General features: G+C 62.1%; 20 protein-coding genes and 1 pseudogene. 7 read left to right on the forward strand and 14 right to left on the reverse strand.

What is annotated here, in order from left to right; translation table 11 throughout:
• Positions 1–30: 30 nt before the first annotated feature.
• From TP2_RS18925 to TP2_RS12580, 11 genes and pseudogenes are all read right to left on the reverse strand, one after another.
• Positions 31–299 (reverse strand): annotated as a pseudogene (locus tag TP2_RS18925) (transposase family protein); the annotation flags it as partial.
• A gap of 96 nt (positions 300–395) precedes the next feature.
• Positions 396–782 (reverse strand): hypothetical protein, encoded by a 387-nt coding sequence (locus TP2_RS18560; protein ID WP_157617124.1) that lies wholly within the window; start codon positions 780–782, stop codon positions 396–398.
• On the reverse strand, positions 779–1165 hold the full coding sequence (locus tag TP2_RS12540; protein WP_038078022.1) for a response regulator: 387 nt from the start codon (positions 1163–1165) through the stop codon (positions 779–781). The genes TP2_RS18560 and TP2_RS12540 overlap by 4 nt, the downstream gene beginning before the upstream one ends.
• Complete coding sequence (locus TP2_RS12545; RefSeq protein ID WP_038078024.1) at positions 1156–2031, reverse strand: CheR family methyltransferase; 876 nt, start codon at positions 2029–2031, stop codon at positions 1156–1158. The genes TP2_RS12540 and TP2_RS12545 overlap by 10 nt, the downstream gene beginning before the upstream one ends.
• Positions 2028–2498, reverse strand: a complete 471-nt coding sequence (locus TP2_RS12550) for a chemotaxis protein CheW (protein WP_038078026.1) — start codon at positions 2496–2498, stop codon at positions 2028–2030. Before TP2_RS12550 ends, TP2_RS12545 begins: the two co-directional genes overlap by 4 nt.
• 3 nt (positions 2499–2501) lie before the next feature.
• A complete protein-coding gene (locus TP2_RS12555; protein WP_038078027.1) occupies positions 2502–4718 on the reverse strand; it encodes a chemotaxis protein CheA in 2217 nt (738 codons plus the stop codon).
• 10 nt (positions 4719–4728) lie between these two features.
• Positions 4729–5094: a response regulator gene (locus tag TP2_RS12560; protein WP_038078029.1), complete on the reverse strand. Its 366-nt coding sequence runs from the start codon at positions 5092–5094 to the stop codon at positions 4729–4731.
• Positions 5091–5366: an STAS domain-containing protein gene (locus TP2_RS12565; protein ID WP_038078034.1), complete on the reverse strand. Its 276-nt coding sequence runs from the start codon at positions 5364–5366 to the stop codon at positions 5091–5093. The genes TP2_RS12560 and TP2_RS12565 overlap by 4 nt, the downstream gene beginning before the upstream one ends.
• 114 nt (positions 5367–5480) lie before the next feature.
• Entirely contained in the window at positions 5481–6440 is a 960-nt protein-coding gene (locus TP2_RS12570; protein ID WP_038078035.1) for a glucokinase, read from the reverse strand.
• Positions 6440–7765 carry a GH1 family beta-glucosidase gene (locus tag TP2_RS12575; protein ID WP_038078036.1) on the reverse strand — a complete coding sequence of 442 codons (1326 nt, stop codon included), beginning with the start codon at positions 7763–7765 and terminating at the stop codon, positions 6440–6442. The genes TP2_RS12570 and TP2_RS12575 overlap by 1 nt, the downstream gene beginning before the upstream one ends.
• A 13-nt stretch (positions 7766–7778) precedes the next feature.
• A complete protein-coding gene (locus TP2_RS12580) occupies positions 7779–8810 on the reverse strand; it encodes a LacI family DNA-binding transcriptional regulator (protein WP_038078042.1) in 1032 nt (343 codons plus the stop codon).
• Positions 8811–9067: 257 nt separating this feature from the next.
• On the opposite strand from TP2_RS12580, the gene TP2_RS12585 reads away from it, so the two are divergent.
• The 7 genes from TP2_RS12585 (at position 9068) to aroQ (ending at position 17530) form a co-directional block, all read left to right on the forward strand.
• Positions 9068–10432 carry an ABC transporter substrate-binding protein gene (locus TP2_RS12585; protein ID WP_038078043.1) on the forward strand — a complete coding sequence of 455 codons (1365 nt, stop codon included), beginning with the start codon at positions 9068–9070 and terminating at the stop codon, positions 10430–10432.
• 69 nt (positions 10433–10501) lie between these two features.
• Positions 10502–11479, forward strand: coding sequence for a carbohydrate ABC transporter permease (locus tag TP2_RS12590; RefSeq protein WP_038078047.1), 978 nt, complete (start codon positions 10502–10504; stop codon positions 11477–11479).
• A complete protein-coding gene (locus tag TP2_RS12595) occupies positions 11479–12633 on the forward strand; it encodes a carbohydrate ABC transporter permease (RefSeq protein WP_038078048.1) in 1155 nt (384 codons plus the stop codon). The genes TP2_RS12590 and TP2_RS12595 overlap by 1 nt, the downstream gene beginning before the upstream one ends.
• Positions 12633–14273, forward strand: a complete 1641-nt coding sequence (locus TP2_RS12600; protein ID WP_038078049.1) for an alpha-glucosidase family protein — start codon at positions 12633–12635, stop codon at positions 14271–14273. The genes TP2_RS12595 and TP2_RS12600 overlap by 1 nt, the downstream gene beginning before the upstream one ends.
• Before the next feature lie 9 nt (positions 14274–14282).
• On the forward strand, positions 14283–15368 hold the full coding sequence (locus tag TP2_RS12605) for an ABC transporter ATP-binding protein (protein WP_038078052.1): 1086 nt from the start codon (positions 14283–14285) through the stop codon (positions 15366–15368).
• 71 nt (positions 15369–15439) lie between these two features.
• Positions 15440–16996, forward strand: coding sequence for a trimethylamine methyltransferase family protein (locus TP2_RS12610; RefSeq protein ID WP_038078054.1), 1557 nt, complete (start codon positions 15440–15442; stop codon positions 16994–16996).
• A 96-nt stretch (positions 16997–17092) separates the two neighbouring features.
• Positions 17093–17530, forward strand: coding sequence for a type II 3-dehydroquinate dehydratase (aroQ, locus tag TP2_RS12615; RefSeq protein WP_038078055.1), 438 nt, complete (start codon positions 17093–17095; stop codon positions 17528–17530).
• Here aroQ and TP2_RS12620 read toward each other — a convergent pair whose 3' ends face one another.
• The 3 genes from TP2_RS12620 to TP2_RS12630 all read right to left on the reverse strand — a co-directional run bounded on the left by TP2_RS12620 (position 17531) and on the right by TP2_RS12630 (position 20262).
• Positions 17531–17806, reverse strand: a complete 276-nt coding sequence (locus TP2_RS12620) for a putative quinol monooxygenase (RefSeq protein WP_038078057.1) — start codon at positions 17804–17806, stop codon at positions 17531–17533.
• A gap of 108 nt (positions 17807–17914) precedes the next feature.
• On the reverse strand, positions 17915–18349 hold the full coding sequence (locus TP2_RS12625; protein WP_038078059.1) for a DsrE family protein: 435 nt from the start codon (positions 18347–18349) through the stop codon (positions 17915–17917).
• Between the two features lie 326 nt (positions 18350–18675).
• Positions 18676–20262, reverse strand: coding sequence for an alpha-amylase family glycosyl hydrolase (locus TP2_RS12630; protein WP_038078063.1), 1587 nt, complete (start codon positions 20260–20262; stop codon positions 18676–18678).
• Positions 20263–20384: the final 122 nt, after the last annotated feature.

Consider the following 20384-nt stretch of genomic DNA (forward strand, 5'->3'; position numbering starts at 1 on the left):
AGAGGAAGACTTTGGGGCGGCGGCTATGAAGGTCGCCGTTTGATGTTTCTTCACACAGGTCGCGTCGATCATGATGGTCGGCGGTTTTTCAGCTTCGGTTGCAAGACCTTCGAAAATTTGGCGAACACGTCCATCTCGCTCCAGCGGTTGTAGAGTGTTTTGGGTGGGCCGTATTCCTTCGGTGCATCGCATCAGTCCAAGCTATTGCGATCGATAAAGATTATAGCGCTCAGAACCCGCCCTTAATCGACCCTAGGCTGGCAGTGCAATTTCGAAAAGCAGTCCTTCAGACGCGCCATCTGCGCGTCGCTCAGCGAGAAAAGATCGCTCGTGTCACCGCTCCGGCTTCGAACACGTGAAACGCGCAGCGGGCCTGAAATCAGTGCGTTCTGACCTCAGAACCATTGAATTGCTCCATCTTCTTCACGTTTTTCGATTTTGTTTTGCTTCTCAGGATCAAGATTGTGCACGAGTTCCTTCAGGCGAAGTTGTGAAAATAGATCGGTACGAGCCAGTGATGTCGCTGGAGACATGCCTGCGCTCACTGCGAAGAGCAGAGTGCCGAGATCCTCTAGCGTTTGGCTGATCCGATCGATCCCTTGAAGATCTCGGATAATACCGGCTGGTGTATGGTCTGGAAATTCGATCTCCGTCAAGGCGCGCTCGACCGCGAGTGACAGTCGGGCAAGACCTTCAATCTCCAAGCCGACACGGCGAAGGAGCTCGGCTGCGCTAATAGCGCTATCGGTTTGACCGTGGAGCCGGGTCACGTCCTCCGTCATAGTCGACCGACCACGGCTTCGATACACGTTTTCAGGTCTTGGGGTGCGAAGGGTTTTTTGATGAAGTTGTTCATTCCCAAGCGTTTGCCAGTTTCGATGATCTCGCGGTCTGCGCGACCGGTGATCAAGATGAACCCAAGGCCTTTCGTACGCGCATTGGTGCGCATCGCATGCAGAAGTTGCAGCCCGTCCATGCCGGGCATGTTGTAGTCCGAAATGACCAGGTGGACGGGCGTATTTTCAAGGATTTGGAGAGCGCTGGGACCGTCGACGGCATATCCGACTTGGCGGATGCCCATCGCGTCGAGTGCTTGTGTCAAGAGCCCGCGGCTCGTAGACATGTCATCGACGACGAGGATGCGGAGCTGGTCTCTCAATGCCATTGGCCGGTGTTCCTGCTGGTCGTTTTTGCGGACAACCGGTAGGTCGTGACGCCCGCATTCACGAGATTTGAATGTGAAAGATCCGAAATGCGCTCGGAGTGCCCCACAAAAAGCCAACCATCCGGGGCAAGTTGCGTCTCGAACCGCCGCCAGAGCTTTGTCTGGGCGTCCGGGGCGAAGTAGATGACGACGTTCCGACAGAAGATGATGTCGAACTGACCGCGCATCGGCCATCGTTCATGCAAATTCAACTCGCGGAAACTGACAAGGTTCCGAAGCGGCGCGACGATTTGGACCTGCTCGCCCGTTCGAGAAAAATACTTGCGTTGCAGGTCGATCGGTACGCTCGCAAGTGCGGCTTCTTCGTAAATGCCTGTTGCACCGGCCGCCACCATTTGTGGGTCGATGTCGCTGGCAAGGATTCGCACGTCGAGATTTGTGTAGTCCGGCGCTGCTTCGGCGATGATCATCGCGATCGAATAGGCTTCTTGTCCGTTCGATGAACCGGCCGACCAAATCCTGATGCGTTGCCCCGCTCGCGCGCGCTCGAGCAGCGGGGGCATGGCGGTTGCGCGGAGCGTCTCGAAATGATGATTTTCACGAAAGAAATGTGTGACGTTCGTCGTGAGCGCCGAGATCATATTACGTCGTTCATCTACGCCACCCTGGGACGTCACATGAGCGATGTAGCTCGCGTAGTCATTTATCCCGAGTGCACGAAGCCGCTTGCCGAGCCGACTTTGCACCATCGAGCTTTTTCCCGGCGCGATGACGATACCGGTCGCATCATGCAGAATGCGCGCGATGATTTCGAGTTCATCGGGCGCTGGCGAGAGTTGGCCAAGGTTTGGTGATGTCGTGCTCATGCGGCCTCGGCGTCATCATCAGGCAATACCGCCATCAGATCGAGTACGCGGATCATCCGGCCTTCGACGATGGTGAGTGCGGAGATATAGCGTTGCGCCGTATCGGCCGCGAGATCTGGGGGCGGCTGCAACTCGCTGGCAGGCAGCGCGAGGATATCCGACACCGCATCAACCAGCAGACCTGCCGTTTGAGCGCCGGTCTGCACAACGATGATGACGTTACGGGCGTCACCTGCGACGGGTTGCATCCCGAGCCGCACCGACAGATCCACCACCGGCAGGACGGTTCCGCGCAGATTGATCACGCCGCGCACAAAGTCTGGTGCGTGCGGGAGGGGGGTGGCGCGAGTCCAGCCGCGAATTTCACGCACCGACATGATGTCGACACTGTATTCTTCTTTGCCGAGACGAAAGGACAGAAGTTCGATTTCGCTGGAGACGGTCTGGGTCTTGGTCGGTGCGGTCATGGCTTATCCTGCGAGCGTGAGGTCAGGGATGCGGGTGCGACCCGAGGCGTTATGCACAAGGTCGGCTGGGTCGAGGATCAGCGCAATCTGGCCGTCCCCGAGGATGGTGGCGGCGGCGACGCCGGGAATGTGGCCGTAGGATTGCTGGAGACCCTTGATCACGACTTGGCGCTGTTCGAGTATCGTGTCGACGACGAGAGCGGAGCGCTCACCGTTTTCCTGGGCGGTTAGCAACACGATCCCACCCTCGTAATTCGACTTTGGGGCGCGATAGCCGAGTTCAGCCCCGAGATCGTAGAGGGGCACAAATGCGCCGCGGACGTGAATTACATGGGTTTCGGGCCCGAGCGCGCGGATGTCTTCGCTTGTCAGGGTCGCCGTTTCGAGGATCGCGGAGAGTGGGACAACAAGGGTTTCGTCGGCGACAGTGACGACCATCCCGTCGAGGACAGCCAGCGTCAGCGGCAGTGAGATCGAGAAACTCGTCCCCGAACCGGGTGCGGATGAGATCGAAATCCGACCGCCCAAAGCCTGGATTGAACTTCTGACAACATCCATTCCGACGCCGCGCCCGGAGAGGGCCGAAACTTGATCGGCGGTCGAAAAACCGGGGAGAAAGAGGAGATTGTCAATCTCGGTGTCGCTGAGCTGGGCATCCGCGGGCACGAGACCTTTCTCGACCGCCTTGGCGAAGACTTTCTTGCGGTTGATGCCGCCGCCATCGTCGGTCACCTCAATCACGACGCGACCGGAGCGATGTTGGGCGGACAGGGTGATCACGCCTTCGCGTGGTTTTCCGGCCGCGACGCGCGTTTCTGGGGCTTCGAGCCCGTGATCGACGGCGTTGCGGATCATGTGGGTCAGAGGGTCCGCGAGGCGTTCGATGACGGTCTTGTCGACTTCCGTTGCCTCGCCCTCGGTGCGCAGTTTGACCTCTTTTCCGACCGCCGATGAGGCTTCGCGGACGATCCGGGCCATGCGCTGAAAGAGAGGCTTTACGGGCTGTGCGCGGATCATCATCACGCTATCCTGGATGTCGCGGGTGAGCATCATGAAGGCTTCGAGACCGGTCATGACCGGCGAATTGGGCGGCAGGCCGGCCTCGGTCACCGACTGGGCCAGCATGGCCTGGTTGATGACCAACTCGCCTACGAGATTGACGAGGCGGTCGATGCGCTCGAGATCGACCCGCACCGTTGCGCCGGGTTCCGCGACCGGCGTCGAAGGCGCGCGTGGGGGCGCGGTCGCGGCAGGCGGTGTGGGGGCATCCTCCTGCGGCATTTCAGGCGCCGCGGGTGCGGTCGCAACGGACTCGGGCAGATCGCGCGCGGTGGAGAGAGCGGTCAGCAATGGATCAAAATCGGGAGACGGGATGTCGTCTGGCTGCGCGAAACTCGGGTCGTTTAGCGGCCGCGAAGCAAGGGACGTGACGCGATCGGCAGAGGTCTCTTGAGATCCGAATTCAAGGTCGCAGACATCCTCGACAAAATCGAACACATCGAGAATGGCGCTTTCTTCGATAACGGGATCGATTTGCATCTCCCAGGAGAGATAAGCCGCTTCGGGATCGATGGCATCGAGCGACGGGATCGCGGCGAGATCGGCTGCGATTTGTAGCGGGCCGAGCTCTGCGAGCGCGCGCAGGAGGTGCAGCGGCTCGTTTCCCGAGGCGTAGAGTTCGGCATGTGGTTTGAAGCGCAGCAGATGCGGATCGGATGTCGCGGACCCAGAGGGGTCCGGCGACAGATCGAAATCGAGATCCAGATCAAGCGAGAGCCCCATTGGCTGGAAATCCGAGACCTCTTCGGTGGCCTCTTCCTCGATCATGCGATCCGTGCCCAGGAGCGCTTCGAGATCTTTCAGACATGCCTCTGCGCCGTCTGGCTCGGGGAGGCCGTCGCGCGCGGCGTGAACCTCGTCGGCGAGGAGATCGGCGGCCTGGAAAAAGAGTTTCACCGCTTCGGGGCTGATGTCGAGCCGCCCCGAGCGGATCTCATCCATCACGGTTTCGTAGCGGTGCGCGAACCCAACAAGCGCATCGAGACCGAAGGCGCCGGCGCCACCCTTGATCGAATGGACTGCACGAAAGACGATATTGATCGTCTCGCCATCATGCGCGCCCTCGTCAATCTCGGTCAGCGCGTCTTGCAGGCTTTCGAGCAGCTCGTCGCATTCGATGAAGAAGGAGGCCTTGATCTCGGCCATCGGGTCGTTGGGCATCTCGCTCTCCTCAGCCGGCGACCATGTTGAGCGCCTTGACCAGCTTGACCGGGTCGAAGGGTTTGACGATCCATCCTGTAGCCCCTGCGGCGCGGGCGCGGGCTTTCAGTTCGGGCGCGGATTCGGTGGTCAGCACAAGGATCGGCGTCGCGCGATGGCGATCCTGGCCCCGCACGGCCTCTATGAAGCCGAACCCGTCGAGGCGGGGCATGTTGATGTCGGAGATGATCGCATCGGGCTCGATCCCGTCGAGCACTTCGAGCCCGTGCACCCCGTCTTCGGCGAGGTAAAGTTCCATCCCCGCATCGTTGAGTGTGAGTTTCAGCATGTCTCGGATCGTGCGGCTGTCATCCACCGCGAGGATTTTCAGGCTCATGCCGCCTCCGTGTTTTGCAGATCGTCGAGGGTCATGCCGAAACGGTCCAACGCCTCGTCAAACGCCGCGGAGCGGGGCGTGATTGTCAGGCTGTGACCGCTGGCGCGCGCGCTAAGTGCCGCCGAGACTAGCAATTGCACCCCAAGCGCCCCGAGATGTCTGACGTTGGAGGCGTCGATCACGGTCGGCCCTTCCGTCACGGGGCCGAGCGCGGCATGCAACGCAGACACCGCGACAAGATCGATGCGGTCGGGCAGGGCGAGCACCGTCATGCGCGGGCCACCGGGTATGGGAGGGGATACGGGCGCATCGGAAACCTCTTTTCAACAACTGTCGAGAAAGAGGCTTAGCGCCCAGCCGTTAAAATAGGTTTGACGCCGGAACGTTTATTGCGACAACCGCGCCTTCAGGAAGGCTGCGCAGCCGTGAAGGGCGGCGTAATCATCCTCGATCACCGAGATCGGAAACGCGCGCAGGAACTCGGAAAAGCGGCCCTTGGCCTGCATCGCCTCGGCGAACCCGAAAGGCTCGAGCCAGGGCACGACCCCGCGCGCCGCGCCCCCGATCAGGTAGATCCCGCCGAAGGGCAGGTGGGTCAGCGCCAGATCTCCAACCACCTTGCCCAACATCTGTACGAAGAAGCGACCCGCCGCTACGGCGGTTTCATCCCCGGCTTCGATCAGCGTCAGGATCTCTTCGCCGGGCGTGGTCGCGTGTTCCTCGTCCTTGAGATAGGCGTAGATCCGCTCGAGCCCGCGCCCTGCCACGACATGTTCGACGCTGGCGAAGGCGTGTTTTGCCTCAAGATAGGTCTTGAGGGCGAAATCGGCCTCGGTGGTGCAGGGCATGGTAATGTGTCCCGCCTCCGAGGGCGGCACGACGCGGCCGCCCGGGCCCTCATGCACGGGGGCAGCGTTGAACCCGGTGCCGATGCCGACGACGAGCCGGGCCGAGCCCTCGCGCGCCGGCTCACCCGGCAGGATCGGACGGATCGCTTCGGGAGCGAGATGGCCCAGAGCATGGCCCTGCGCCTGAAGGTCATTGAGTACGAAGACCTGATCGGCCTTGGTGAGTGCCGCGATATTTTCCGCCTCGATCACCCAGGACAGGTTCGTCATCTCGGCGCGGTTGTCGCGCACGGGCCCGGCGGCGGCGACACAGGCGCCCGCGATCGGTTGGTCGCACTCTTCCTCTTGAAGGTAATCGGCCAGGATCGCTTCGAGCGAGGGACGCCCCTTATTGGCAAAGCGGCGGATCGTTTCCGGGCACAGCGCGCCATTGCGGGCCATGGCGACGCGGGTATTGGTGCCGCCGATATCGGCCAGCAGCGTGATCTGTTCGCTCATCAACGGCTCCCCAATGCGTCCTGCCATGCCAGATAGGACGCTTTCGGGGTGCGCTGCAAGGTTTCGAAATCGACATGCACGAGGCCGAAACGTTTCTCGTAACCCAGCGCCCATTCGTAATTGTCCATCAGCGACCAACAGAAATAGCCCTTCACGGGTACGCCCTCGGCCATGGCGCGTTGCATCGCAGCGAGGTGGTCGCGGTAATAGGCGATGCGCTGATGGTCTTCGACATGGCCGCCTTCGATCGCATCAAACGAGGCCATGCCGTTCTCGGTCACATAAAGCGGCAGCTCCCCTGTATAGTCGCGTGCGAGGCGGGTGAGGAAATGATGGAGGCCTTCGGGATAGATCTCCCAGCCCATCGCGGTCTTGGGCCGGGGGCCATCGGCACCGCGCAGCGCGGGCCAGGGGCCGTCTGCGGACGCGACCCGCTTGCAGGTGTAGTAATTGAGCCCGAACCAGTCGAGCCGCTCACCGATCACCGCGAAATCATCTTCCCAATTGGCGGGCATGTGCGGCGCGAAAGCCGTCATGACCTCCTCGGGATAGCGGCGCTTGAACATCCCTTCGACGAAGAAGCGGTTGTAATAGGCGTCGTGGCGGGCGGCCGCCGCCTGCGCTTCGGGGCTGTCATCGGCGGGAAGTGAGGCTTCGAAATTGCACACTGCGCCGAGGTTCTTCATGCCGTGATTGCGCATCACGCGGATCGCGTAACCATGTGCGAGCAGGACGTGATGCATTGCATGGGCGGTCGCACGGATGTCGCGCAACCCGGGTGCGTGATGGCCCTCGAAATGACTTAGCCAGCTCACGCACCAGGGCTCGTTGATCGGGGCTGCGGACCAGATCCGGTCTCCCAGACGATCCGCGATGACCTTCGCGAAATCGGCAAACCAGAAGGCGATATCGCGATTGCGCCAGCCGCCCTTGTCGGCAAGCGCTGCGGGCAGTTCCCAGTGATAGAGGGTGAGGGCGGGTTTCAGTCCGCGCTCGAGCATCCCGTCGACGAGCCGGTCATAGAAATCCAGACCCTCCGCATTCACCGCGCCGCGCCCCTCGGGCATGACCCGCGCCCATGAGGTCGAGAAGCGATAGCAATCGAACCCAGCCGCCGCGATCAGGTCGAGATCCTCTTCCCAGCGATGGTAGTGATCGCAGGCGATTGCACCGTTTTCGGCGCGCACGACATTGCCGGGTGTCGCGGCGAAAGTGTCCCAGTGCGACGGGCCTGCGCCGCCATAGGAATGACCCTCGATCTGATAGGCGGAGGTTGCGACGCCGAATTGAAAATCACTCGGAAAATCAGTGCGTTTAGGGAGCATCTTCATCCTGTTTTCAAGCTGTGGGGGCAGGGCCCGTGGATTGGCCGAGCACCAGAACCGCCTCCATCAGCTCGTGTCGGGGCGTGCGATCGCCGCTCTCGATCTGATCGATCAGCAGCGCCGCGCACCGCCGTCCCGCTTCGCGCACCGAGGACCGTGTCGCGGTGAAGATCGGTTCTTCGGCCGTGCCATTCTTGAGGTAGCCCAGCTCGTCGTCATGGGTCACGATCGAGATGTCGCGCCCCATCTTGAGGCCCGCCTCCTCGATCCCGCGCCGTGCGCCCATCGCGGAAAGCAGCGACGCTGTGAGGAAGGCCGTAGGCGGGTTCGACAGTTGCAGCATCTCGCGGGCGGCATCGTGGCCCTGCGCCTCGGTCATCTCGCCCTCGGTGATCAGCGCCGGATCGGGTGCGATCCCGCGCGCCGTCAGTGCCTGTTCATAGCCGCGCCGCCGTCTGCGGGCGAAATCCATATTGCCGATCCCGTTGATCAGCGCGATCCGGCGATGGCCGAGATCGAGCAGGAAATTGGTGGCGCGCGTGAAAGCGCGGACATTGTTCACATCGACCCAGCTATAGGAGCTTTCGATCCCGCTGACGCGCCCATGCAGCACGAAGGGCAGGCCGAGATGGTCGAGCATCGCGATACGGTGATCCTCGACCTTGGGGGCATGTACCAGCACCCCGTCGACATTGCCTTTCGAGCGCAGCTCGGCATAGGCGCGGGCTTCCTGATCGTCGGGCACGATGGTGATCACCATGTCGTAGCCGCGTCGCGCATAGACCTCGCCGGCACCGGCGATGAAATCGGCAAAGACCGGGTTCACGATCTCGTGGCGGGTAGAGATCGGGATGATATGGCCGATCGCCATCGCGCGGCCGGTGGCAAGCCGTTTTGCCTGCGTGTTGGGACGATAATTCGCCGCCTCGGCAGCCTTCATCACGCGGATGCGGGTGGCCTCCGAGACCTCCGGATAGCCGTTGAGCGCGCGACTCACCGTCGTGGGCGACAGCCCGAGTTCCTGTGCCAGTGTCTTGAGATTCATCGCCCCAAACCGCTTTGGATACGTCCGGAGGTTAGTCGCGCGCGTTTGGCGCGTCAATGCTGCGGCTGCGGCAAGTGCGATGCCGCGGTGCGGCGCGGAGGTCTGAGGAATGCTCAGATAAATAAAGGGAAATTGATTTGCTCGTGAGGTGCGGCAATTGACATCTGCGTGACGCTCTGAGACGGTCGGTCAAGTCCAAAGCGCTTTGGACATGGTGAGTCGTGTCGGTCCGAAGCGCCATTTACCGGGAGGATTTCATGACCAAACATCTGATGCTTGGCATCGCGGCGCTGGCGCTGTCGACGGGGCTTGCCTCGGCGCAGGAGCTCAAGTTCAAGCCGGGGAGCGAGCCCGACCGCTTCGACTGGTCGAGCTATGATCAATTCGCCAAGGACACCGATCTGAGCGGCCAGACGCTCACCATCACCGGGCCGTGGACGGGCAATGACAAGAAACTCTTCGAGAGCGTCCTGGCCTATTTCGAAGCCGCGACCGGCGCGAAAGTCGACTATTCGGGGTCGGAAAGCTTCGAGCAGGATATCGTGATCGCGGCGAAAGGCGGCACGCCACCCAATATCGCGGTCTTTCCGCAGCCGGGTCTCGCCTCGGATCTGGCCAAGCAGGGCTATCTGACCGCGATGCCCGAGGGCACGGGCGCCTGGATCAAGGACAATTATGCCGCCGGTCAGAGCTGGGAGGATCTCTCGACCTATACCGGCAAGGACGGCGCGAAGCAGACCTTCACCTTCCCCTTCAAGGCGGACCTCAAGTCGCTCGTCTGGTATGTGCCCGAGAACTTCAAAGAAGCGGGCTACAAGGTGCCCGAGACCATGGAGGAGTTGAAAGCTCTGACCGAGCAGATCAAGGCCGATGGCGGCACGCCGTGGTGCATCGGGCTTGGTTCGGGCGCCGCGACCGGCTGGCCCGCGACCGACTGGGTCGAAGACATCATGCTGCGCACCCAATCGCCGGAGACCTATGACGACTGGGTCTCGAACAAGCTCAAGTTCAACGATCCCAAAGTCGTCGATGCGATCAAGGATTACGGCTGGTTCGCCAAGACCCCCGGTTTCGCCGAAGGTGGCCCGCAGGCCGTCGCCACGACCGATTTCCGCGACAGCCCGAAAGGTCTCTTCGACTTCCCGCCGAAATGCTACATGCACAAGCAGGCGAGCTTCATCCCGACCTTCTTCCCCGACGGGACCAAGGTGGGCTCGGACGTGAACTTCTTCTACTTCCCGGCCTATGCGGGCAAGGATCTGGGCAAGCCGGTTCTGGGCGCGGGGACGATGTTCGGGATCACCAAGGACAGCAAGGCCGCCGAGGCCTTCATCAAGTTCCTAGAAACGCCGATCGCCTCCGAGATCTGGATGGCGCAATCGGGCTTCCTGACGCCCAACAAGAACGTCAACCCGGCAGCCTTCGCCAATGACGTTCAGCGCAACATGAACAAGATCCTGCTGGATGCGACAACGTTCCGCTTCGACGGCTCCGACCAGATGCCGGGCGAGATCGGCACGGATGCGTTCTGGAAGGCGATGGTGGCCTACACGACCGGCGACGAGACCGCGCAGGAAGCGGCGGATGCGGTCCAGAAGCGCTGGGACAGCATCGAGAAGTAACGACACTCGCGCCCCCGGGAGCACATTCCGGGGGCGCGGTTTCGCGTAAACGGTTCGGGGAGGGGCCAGATGTCACCGATCTTGCAAGGGATCATCACGATCGCGCTCGGCGTGGGCGGGTGCATCGCTTATTTCTACGCCTCGAACCTGGTTCTCGACAAAGTCATCTTCCCGCCGCGCGGTGCCGATCCGGGCCGCAATATCAACCGTGCGAATATGGTCCGGCCGTGGCTGTTCCTGTTCCCGGCGATCGCGGCGCTGGGGCTCTATCTCGCCTATCCGGTGGTGGGCTCGTTCTGGCGCTCGCTGTTCAATCGCGATGGGTCCGAGTTCATCGGGCTCGGCAATTACGAAAAGCTCGCGGGTGACGACACCTTCCGCCAAGCGGTGTTCAACAACTTTCTGTGGGTGCTGGTCGTGCCGGCGCTGGCGACCTTCTTCGGACTGATGGCCGCGCAGCTGACCGATCGGATCAAATGGGGCAGCGTCGCGAAATCGCTGATCTTCATGCCGATGGCGATTTCCTTCGTGGGCGCGTCGCTGATCTGGAAGTTCGTCTATGCGGTGAATCCCGAGATCGGGATGATCAACGCGATCCGCGTGGCGTTCCAGCTGCAACCGCTCGATCCGCTGCAGGTGCCGTTCTGGAACAACTTCTTCCTGATGGTGATCCTGATCTGGATCCAGACCGGTTTCGCGATGGTGATCCTCTCGGCGGCGTTGCGTGGCATCCCTGAGGAGACGGTCGAGGCCGCGGTGCTTGATGGCGCGAACCCCTTCCAGCTGTTCTTCAAGATCAAGGTGCCGCAGATCATGCCGACCATCGTGGTGGTCTGGACGACGATCACCATCCTCGTGCTGAAGGTCTTCGATATCGTCTACGCGACGACAGGGGGCAATTTCGGAACCCAGATCCTGCCGAGCTACATGATGCAATACATGTTCCGCGATGACGGGCGCGCGACGGCAGTGGCCTTCGTGATCATGATTATCGTGCTGCCGGTGATGATCTGGAACATCGTTCAAGCCCGCAAGGAGATGCGCTGATGGCCATGATCGCCGGACAAAAATCGCGCCTGACCTGGGCGGTGCATCTCTCGGTCGTGGTGATGGTGGTGCTGTGGCTGATCCCGACGGTGGGTCTGCTGGTCAGCTCGTTCCGCACCACCGACCAGATCAGCCAGTCGGGCTGGTGGGACGCGGCCTTCTCGGTCGAAAAGGCCTTCCGCGACCGCATTCCGGGTGATGGCGAGACGCAGGAGGGCGGGGTCTATGTGCTCACCGGAAACCTGCTCACGAACGGCCAGAACGCGGCCGACCTGAAATCGGGCACGACGATCACGGCCTTCGGAACCTCGGGCATCAAGCCGGGCGCCTACAAGGCAGGCGAGACCGCGCAGACCGACAATGGCACGATGACCGTCAATGCCGATGGCAGCTACAAGGTGACCGGCAGCGCGAGCTTCGAGGGGGACGGCCCGCGCGTCTATTTCGTGGCCGACATGCCGCCCGCCTTCACGCTCGCCAATTACCGTCAGGTGCTGTTCTCCGACGGCATGGGGCAGGCCTTCATGAACACGCTGACGGTGACGATCCCGGCGACGATCATCCCGATCCTGATCGCGGCCTTTGCGGCCTATGCACTGGCCTGGATGGAATTTCCGGGCCGTGGGCTGTTGATTGCCGCAGTCGTGGGCCTGTTGGTCGTGCCGTTGCAACTGGCGCTGGTGCCGCTTCTTCGGCTGCATCAGGATGTTGGGATCGGGCAGAGTTTCCTCGGGATTTGGATGGCGCATACCGGCTTTGGCCTGCCACTCGCGATCTATCTGTTGCGCAACTACATGGTCGGTCTGCCGCGCGACATCATCGAGAGTGCAAAGGTCGACGGGGCAACGGATTTCCAGATTTTCATGAAAATCGTGCTGCCTTTGTCATTCCCGGCGCTCGCTTCTTTTGCAATCTTCCAATTCCTGTGGGTCTGGAACGATCTTCTTGTCGCCAAGGTGTTCCTGCCGGCCAACGATCAGACCAAGGTGATGACGGTGAAGATCGCCGACGACCTGTTGGGGTCGCGCGGGGGCGACTGGGGCATTCTGGCCGCAGCGGCCTTCGTGTCGATCGCGGTTCCGCTCGGGGTCTTCTTCGCAATGCAGAAATATCTCGTCCGCGGTCTGCTGGCGGGTTCGGTTAAAGGTGGTTGATGAAGACCCTCACGAAGAAAGACGATTGGTGGCGCGGTGCGGTGATCTACCAGATCTATCCGCGCAGTTTTCAGGACAGCAACAATGACGGGGTGGGCGATCTGCTCGGCATCGTCCGGCGGCTGCCGCATGTGGCGAGCCTTGGCGCGGATGCGGTCTGGATCTCGCCCTTCTTCACCTCGCCGATGAAGGATTTCGGCTATGACGTGGCCGATTACTGCGATGTCGATCCGCTCTTCGGCAATCTCGCGGATTTCGACCAGGTGATCGCGACCGCCCATGCGCTGGGGCTGAAGGTGATGATCGACCTCGTGCTGTCCCATACCTCCGATCAGCACCCGTGGTTTCAGGAAAGCCGGTCGAGCCGCGACAATCCGAAGGCCGACTGGTATGTCTGGGCCGATCCCAAACCCGATGGCACGCCGCCCAATAACTGGCTGTCGATCTTCGGGGGGCCTGGCTGGCACTGGGACGGCCGGCGCGAGCAATATTACATGCACAACTTCCTCGTGCAGCAGCCCGACCTGAATTTCCATAACCCCGAAGTGCAGCAGGAACTGCTGAATGTCGCGCAGTTCTGGCTGGAGCGCGGCGTCGACGGGTTCCGCCTCGACACGATCAATTTCTACATGCATGACAAGGAGTTGCGCGACAATCCTCCGTTGCCGCCCGAGGAGCGCAACGACCAGACCGCGCCCAAGGTGAACCCCTACAATCACCAGCGCCATATTTACGACAAGAACCACCCCGAGAACCTGCGCTTCCTACGCAAGCTGCGCACGCTGATGAACAATTACAACGCGGCCGCCGTGGGCGAGGTGGGCGACAGTCAGCGCGGGTTGGAGATCCTGGGCGAATACACCTCCGGCACGGACAAGATGCAGATGTCCTATGCTTTCGAGCTTCTGTCGGGCCACGAGCCGCTCGATGCGCGCTTCTTCAAGGCGGTGTTCGACAAGGTCGACGAAGTGGCGAAGGATGGCTGGGTCTGCTGGGCCTATTCAAACCACGATGTCGAGCGCCATATCTCGCGCTGGCACCTGACGCCTGCAGCCGCGCGGCTGTATACGACGCTGATGATGTGCCTGCGCGGCTCGGTCTGCCTCTATCAGGGCGAAGAATTGGGGCTGCCCGAGGCGGAACTGGCCTTCGAGGATCTGCAAGACCCTTACGGCATCGAGTTCTGGCCCGAGTTCAAGGGCCGCGATGGCTGCCGTACGCCGATGGTCTGGGAACGCGATGCCGCCTATGGCGGTTTCTCGCAGGCGCGCCCCTGGCTGCCGGTTCCGTCGGTGCATCACAACATCGCGGCCGACGTGGCCGAGCATGACCCGGCCTCTCTGCTGCATCACTACCGCCGCGCCATCGCGTTCCGCCGCAACCACGAGGTGCTGCGCAAGGGCGCGATGGAAGACATGTATTGCTCGGGCGATCTGCTGGTCTTCACCCGAAAGGACGAGGACGAGACGATCCTTTGCTATTTCAATCTCTCCGACCAGCCGGTGAATGCCACCGTGCCGCCGGGGAACTGGGTGACGATCGGGGGCGAGCTGGGCTCGATCCGGCCGATGCCCGATCACACGCTGCATCTGGGCCCGTGGCAGCCAAGTATTTTGCGCCTCGATGATCACGGGGCCTGAGGGGGGAAAATGGCCGATCTGAAACTGGAAAACATCGCGAAGAGCTACGGCGAGGTCTCTGTCCTCAAGGACATCAATCTCGACATCAAGGCGGGTGAGCTGATCGTCTTCGTCGGCCCTTCGGGCTGCGGGAAGTCGACGCTTCTGCGGATGATCGCGGGGCTTGAGAAGATTTCGGGCGGTACGCTCGAGATCGACGGGGTTCGCATGAACGACGTGCCCCCGGCGAACCGTGGCATCGCGATGGTATTCCAGTCCTACGCGCTCTATCCGCACATGACCGTGCGCGACAACATGGCCTTCGCGCTCAAGATCGCGAAGAAGAGCAAGGAGGAGATCGACGCCGCCGTGGGGAAGGCCGCGAAGATGCTCCAGCTCGAACCCTATCTGGATCGTCTCCCGAAGGCGCTCTCGGGCGGGCAGCGACAGCGCGTCGCGATCGGCCGCGCCATCGTGCGCGATCCGAAGGTCTATCTCTTCGACGAACCGCTCTCGAACCTCGATGCGGCGCTGCGTGTGGCCACGCGGATCGAGATCGCCCAGCTCAAGGAGGCGATGCCCGATCGCACGATGATCTACGTCACCCACGATCAGGTCGAGGCGATGACGCTGGCGACCCGGATCGTGGTGCTCGCCAATAAGGGCATCGCGCAGGTCGGCACGCCGCTTGATCTCTATGAACGCCCTGAAAACGAGTTCGTCGCGCAGTTCATCGGCAGCCCGTCAATGAACCTGCTGCCGGGCGAAGTGGTCGCTACGGGCGAGATGACCACGGTGAAACTCGCGGGCGGAGGCGTTGCGAAATCCACCGTGCCCACGCGCCCGGAGGATATGGGGCTCAAGGTCAATATCGGCGTGCGCCCCGAGGATTTCGTGCCAGCCGAGGGCGAGGCGATCTACACGGGCCATGTCGATATCGTCGAGGCTCTGGGCGAGGTCACGCTGCTTTACTTCGAACCCGACGGAGAGGCCGACCCGGTGATCGCGAAACTGCCGGGCATTCATCACGACCGCCGCCATTCGCAACTTGCGCTTACGGCGGATCCGGCGAAGGTACATCTCTTTGCGGACGGGCGGTCGCTTCTTTACCGCTGACGGACGCAAACAAGACATCGTGCCTCCCTCGGCCCGTTAGTTTGGGGTCGGAATAACGGGCGGAGGGCATCATGGCCGATTCGGAACAGGCAGAACGTGTAGGGCGTCGCGCCCGGGGTGGCGGCGGGGCTGCGCGTCGCGCCGAGCGCACGGCGGTACGGATGGAATTCGCCCGTTACATCACGCGCAATATTCCGGATATGGAGATCCTGAACGAGGAAGCGCTCCAGATCATTGAGCATAACGCGGAAACCGTGCTCGAGGAGATTGGTGTCAATTTCGTCGAAAACCCGGCCGCCCTCGATCTGTGGCGCGAGGCCGGCGCCGATATCGATGGCGAGCGTGTGCGCATTCCGCGCGGCCTTGCGCGCAAGCTTTGCGCCACCGCGCCCTCTCAATTCACCCAACATGCGCGCAACCCCGAGCGCAATGTCGAGATCGGCGGGCGCAACCTCGTGCTCGCCCCGGTCTATGGTCCGCCCTTCGTGCGCGACAATCAGGGTGGTCGCCGTTACGCGACGATCACCGATTTCCGGAATTTCGTGAAGCTTGGGCAGATGTCGAAATGGCTGCACCATTCGGGCGGCACGGTTTGCGAACCGACCGACGTGGCGGTGAACAAGCGCCATCTCGACATGCTCCACGCGCATATGACGCTCGCGGACAAACCCTATATGGGCTCGGTCACCGAGCCCTCCCGCGCCGCTGACAGTGTCGAGATGTCGAAGATCCTCTTCGGGTCCGATTTCGTCGACCAGAACACGGTGATGACCTCGCTCATCAACATCAACTCGCCGCTCACCTTCGATGCGACGATGATGGGGGCGCTGGAAGTCTATGCGCGGGCCAATCAGGCCTGCATCATTTCGCCCTTCATCGTGGGCGGTGCGATGGCGCCGGTTTCGGTCGCGGGAACGCTGACGCAGGTGCTCGCCGAGGTGCTGGCTGGCGTGGCCTATAGCCAGCTGATCCGCCCCGGTGCGCCGGTGATCTTCGGCGCTTTCGTGACCTCGATCGACATGAACTCGGGCGCGCCGACCTTCGGGACGCCTGAAGCCTCGCTGATCACGCTCGGCGCGGGCCAGCTCGCACGGCGTCTGAACCTGCCCTATCGCTCGGCGGGGGGCTTTACCGGCTCGAAACTGCCCGACGCGCAAGCCGCCTATGAGAGCGCGAACACGCTCAATAACGGTCTTTATGCGGGCGTGAATTTCATGCTCCATGCCTGCGGCTGGCTCGAAGGCGGTCTGGTCTCGTCCTACGAGAAATACGTGATGGATGCCGATCAACTTGGCATCCTGCACCGTCTTGCCCAGGGCGTGGATGTCTCGGAGAACGGGCAGGGGATGGACGCGATCCGCGAGGTCGGCCCCGGCGGTCATTACCTTGGCTGCGCCCATACCCAGGCCAATTTCAAGGAAGCGTTCTGGCGCACGAACCTGCTCGATTACCGGCCCTTCGAGACCTGGGAAGAGCAGGGCGCACCCGACACGATGGCGCTGGCCGAGAAGCGCGTGGCGAAGATGCTGGGCGATTACCAGCCGCCTGCGCTCGACCCCGGCATCGCCGAGGCGCTCTCCGATTATGTTGCGCGCAGGAAAGCGGCCGAACCCGACGCCTTCATGTGAGGCGCGCGGGCCGCGACGGCGGGTTATCTGCGCAGTTGGACTTGTAACGGCGCGGCATTTGGGGCCATTTGGGGCGGCACTTACCCCGAGGATCCGATGTCGCGCCTTATCTATATCCTGAACGGCCCCAACCTGAACTTGCTCGGCAAACGCCAGCCGGAGATCTACGGCTCGGACACGCTCGAGGATGTGGAACGAAACTGCCGTGCAGTGGCCGCCGAGAAGGGGTTCGAGGTCGCGCTGTTCCAGTCCAACCACGAAGGTACGATCGTCGATCAGATCCACGAGGCGCGCGAGAAGGCCTGCGCCATCGTGATCAATCCGGGCGCCTATACCCATACCTCCGTTGCGATCCTCGATGCGCTCAACACTTTCGAGGGGCCGGTTTTCGAGTGCCACATCTCCAATGTGCACAAGCGCGAGAGCTTCCGCCATCACTCCTATGTCTCGATCCGCGCCGATGGCGTGCTCGCGGGTTTCGGGATCGAAGGCTATGCCTTGGCCACGCGCCGGGTCTGCTCGCTGCTGGGCTGATCAGCCCTCGAAAATCCGGAAATCGCGCGTGATCCCTTGCGTCGCGCGGCCCCAGTCCGAGGCCTTGGTGCGTGCCTGATGCGCCTCGAAATCGGCTCGGGTCGTGAAGCGCTCGTTGAGCTCCCAGATCAGCGGATCATCGCCTTGCGTGACCTCGAAGAGCTCGCAGCCGGGCTCCGCGCGCGTAAGCCGTATATGTTCGGGCTGATATTCACGCACGATCTCGGCCTGGGCGTCGGTGGTGCAGATCAGTTGGCCTGTGAGCGACAGGGGCATTGGGCAACTCCGGAAATTGAATACGCCCGGAGGATCCTCCGGGCGTCGGTCTTGGGGATCGGGGCGAGCCTATTCGCGCAGCCCTGATCCTGTCGAGAGCTTGCGCGCTCAGAAACTCATTACGGTGGTGCCCGGCGCCACGAGCTCCGCGCCCATCACATCGGGCTTGGCAGGCGTGACACCTTCCATCAGCACCGAGGCGTCGGCCCCCTTGCCGGGCAGGTAGATCGCGCAGACCTCTGCCGTCACACCCTGCTTCTCGATCATCATCTTCAGCAGACCCTGCGGGCTGGCGCCTTTCGGCGGCTGGCCGGCGGTAGCGGTCTCGGGGGCCTCCTTGAGCGCGATATCGGCGGCCGGACCGCAGAGCAGAACCTGCGCCTCGGCTCCCTTGGCGACGGCATTCATCGTCAGCACCATCGCCATGAGCTGCGTCTGCGGCTCGGGTGCGGTGAGAATGGTGATCAGCTTGTTCGGTGTCTCGGCTGCGGCGGGCAGAGCGGCAGCAAGCGCAAGCGCGCCGGCGAGGATGGTGGATTTCATCACGGTCTCCAGAAAAAATGGGGGCCAAGGGCCGGTTCAAATGAACCTCCGAGATAGGAAACGTTTTCGTGAGTGCCGCCGTGGCAGGGTGACGCGCGGCGGATGCGCACAGGGGTAAACCGCAAGGTCTCCCGGTTGTCTGATGGCGATTGTTCAAAGCCAGGTGGGGGCTTTGCCGCCGTCTTTGGTGGAAGCTCCCCGAGATATTGCGAGCAGCTCTAGAGGGTTTGATGTCGCTTCGATCAAACGCGCGGCGTGCCGTCAACGGCACGCAAAACCCCGGGGAGGAATTGTCCGGAAAGTAAAAAGGGGCAGTGCCCCCTTTTTTAGCCGATCAGCCAGGCCGCGCCATTCGGGCCGAGCGAGACCCTACCGTCATCCGATGTGGCGGCAAGGCAGGGCCCGGTCAGCACGCCTTGCAGATCAAGCTCCACCGTGTCGGGGCCGAGATTGAAAAGGCAGGTCAGGCGGGTCTCGCCATCGTCGCGGGTGAAGCCAAGCACCGGATCGGGGAGGTCGAGGAAATCGGTGCGCCCCGAGCGCAGGACCGGGTGCTCTTTCCGGAAGGCCAGGACCTTCCGGTAATGCGCCAGCACGGAGCCGTCGTCGCCGTCTTGCAGCGAGACGGCGCGGGCGGCCTGAGGCGGCTTCACCGGCAGCCAGGGTTTCACCGTGGAGAAACCGGCATTGGGGCTCTCGTCCCAGACCATTGGCGTGCGGCAGCCATCGCGACCCTTGTTCTCGGGCCAGAAGCGCAGGCCCGGCGGATCGGTCAGTTCATGATATTCGAGATCGGTTTCGGTCTGGCCCAGTTCTTCGCCCTGATAGATCCCGATGGTTCCCTGGAACGAGGCGAGCATGGCGATCGCAAGCTTGGCGATGCCGTCCTCGGTACCGTATTTCGCCCAGCGCGTGACGTGGCGTTGCACGTCGTGGTTGGAAAAAGACCAGCTCGGCCAGCCATCGGGCGCGCCCTTGAAGAAGCCTTCGATCTTCGAACGGAAATGGGCAGGCGAGAATTTCGGGCCCAGCATGTCGAAGCTATAGGCCATGTGCAGCCGCTCGTTGCCGGAAGTGTATTCCTCCATGATGCCCAGCGCGCGATGGGGCGCTTCGCCCACTTCGCCGACCAGCGTGCGAGCCTCGAACTCATCCATCAAAGCGCGCATCCGTTGAAGGAAGGGCAGGTTCTCGGGGCGGTTCTTGTCGAAAGCGTGGTCCTGCATGTCATAGGTCGAGATCGGCGGCCAGCGCTCGGGATCGGGCGTCATCGCGGGATTGTCGCGTAGCTCCGTGTCGTGGAAATAGTAATTCACCGTGTCGAGCCGGAACCCGTCAACGCCGCGTTCGAGCCAGAAGCGCAGCACGTCGAGGAGTTCATCCTGCACCTCGGGGTTGTGCAGGTTCAGGTCCGGTTGCTCGATCAGGAAATTATGGAGGTAATACTGGCCGCGCTCGGGCGCCCATTCCCAGCTCGACCCGCCGAAGACCGATTGCCAGTTATTGGGCGGGCTTCCATCGGGTTTGGGATCTGCCCAGACATACCAGTTCTTCTTCGCGCCGCCTTTCTTCGAGTCCTTGAACCACGGATGCTGGTCGGAGCTGTGCGAGATCACCTGATCGATGATCACCTTGAGGCCGAGGCGATGGGCCTTGGCGACGAGCGCGTCGAAATCTTCGAGCGTGCCGAATTGCGGGTCGATGTCGCGATAGTTTGACACGTCATAGCCCATATCGGCCATCGGAGAGGTGAAGATCGGGCTTAACCAGATCGCGTCCACGCCCAGCGAGGCGACATGATCGAGCCTGCGGGTGATCCCTTTGAGATCGCCGATGCCGTCTCCCGAGTCGTCTTGAAAGCTGCGCGGGTAGATCTGGTAGATCACTGCGCCGCGCCACCAATCCTTGGCCATGAAACGCTCCTGAAATTTTCCTGTTGCCCGTTCTCGCGGCAAGCATAGGTTTGTTAGCGCAAACGGCAACCGCTTCTCCGCGGGTTTCGGTCCGCTGGCTTGACCTTGCCCGGGGCGCGCCC

Origin of the sequence: Thioclava pacifica DSM 10166, assembly GCF_000714535.1 — a bacterium.
GTDB lineage: Bacteria > Pseudomonadota > Alphaproteobacteria > Rhodobacterales > Rhodobacteraceae > Thioclava > Thioclava pacifica.

Bases quoted from the DNA above. Each gene is read 5' to 3' on its own strand.
- TP2_RS18560 (WP_157617124.1), bottom strand. From the start codon at position 782: ATGACGGAGGACGTGACCCGGCTCCACGGTCAAACCGATAGCGCTATT.
- TP2_RS12540 (WP_038078022.1), bottom strand. From the start codon at position 1,165: ATGGCATTGAGAGACCAGCTCCGCATCCTCGTCGTCGATGACATGTCT.
- TP2_RS12545 (WP_038078024.1), bottom strand. From the start codon at position 2,031: ATGAGCACGACATCACCAAACCTTGGCCAACTCTCGCCAGCGCCCGAT.
- TP2_RS12550 (WP_038078026.1), bottom strand. From the start codon at position 2,498: ATGACCGCACCGACCAAGACCCAGACCGTCTCCAGCGAAATCGAACTT.
- TP2_RS12555 (WP_038078027.1), bottom strand. From the start codon at position 4,718: ATGCCCAACGACCCGATGGCCGAGATCAAGGCCTCCTTCTTCATCGAA.
- TP2_RS12560 (WP_038078029.1), bottom strand. From the start codon at position 5,094: ATGAGCCTGAAAATCCTCGCGGTGGATGACAGCCGCACGATCCGAGAC.
- TP2_RS12565 (WP_038078034.1), bottom strand. From the start codon at position 5,366: ATGACGGTGCTCGCCCTGCCCGACCGCATCGATCTTGTCGCGGTGTCT.
- TP2_RS12570 (WP_038078035.1), bottom strand. From the start codon at position 6,440: ATGAGCGAACAGATCACGCTGCTGGCCGATATCGGCGGCACCAATACC.
- TP2_RS12575 (WP_038078036.1), bottom strand. From the start codon at position 7,765: ATGCTCCCTAAACGCACTGATTTTCCGAGTGATTTTCAATTCGGCGTC.
- TP2_RS12580 (WP_038078042.1), bottom strand. From the start codon at position 8,810: ATGAATCTCAAGACACTGGCACAGGAACTCGGGCTGTCGCCCACGACG.
- TP2_RS12585 (WP_038078043.1), top strand. From the start codon at position 9,068: ATGACCAAACATCTGATGCTTGGCATCGCGGCGCTGGCGCTGTCGACG.
- TP2_RS12590 (WP_038078047.1), top strand. From the start codon at position 10,502: ATGTCACCGATCTTGCAAGGGATCATCACGATCGCGCTCGGCGTGGGC.
- TP2_RS12595 (WP_038078048.1), top strand. From the start codon at position 11,479: ATGGCCATGATCGCCGGACAAAAATCGCGCCTGACCTGGGCGGTGCAT.
- TP2_RS12600 (WP_038078049.1), top strand. From the start codon at position 12,633: ATGAAGACCCTCACGAAGAAAGACGATTGGTGGCGCGGTGCGGTGATC.
- TP2_RS12605 (WP_038078052.1), top strand. From the start codon at position 14,283: ATGGCCGATCTGAAACTGGAAAACATCGCGAAGAGCTACGGCGAGGTC.
- TP2_RS12610 (WP_038078054.1), top strand. From the start codon at position 15,440: ATGGCCGATTCGGAACAGGCAGAACGTGTAGGGCGTCGCGCCCGGGGT.
- aroQ (WP_038078055.1), top strand. From the start codon at position 17,093: ATGTCGCGCCTTATCTATATCCTGAACGGCCCCAACCTGAACTTGCTC.
- TP2_RS12620 (WP_038078057.1), bottom strand. From the start codon at position 17,806: ATGCCCCTGTCGCTCACAGGCCAACTGATCTGCACCACCGACGCCCAG.
- TP2_RS12625 (WP_038078059.1), bottom strand. From the start codon at position 18,349: ATGAAATCCACCATCCTCGCCGGCGCGCTTGCGCTTGCTGCCGCTCTG.
- TP2_RS12630 (WP_038078063.1), bottom strand. From the start codon at position 20,262: ATGGCCAAGGATTGGTGGCGCGGCGCAGTGATCTACCAGATCTACCCG.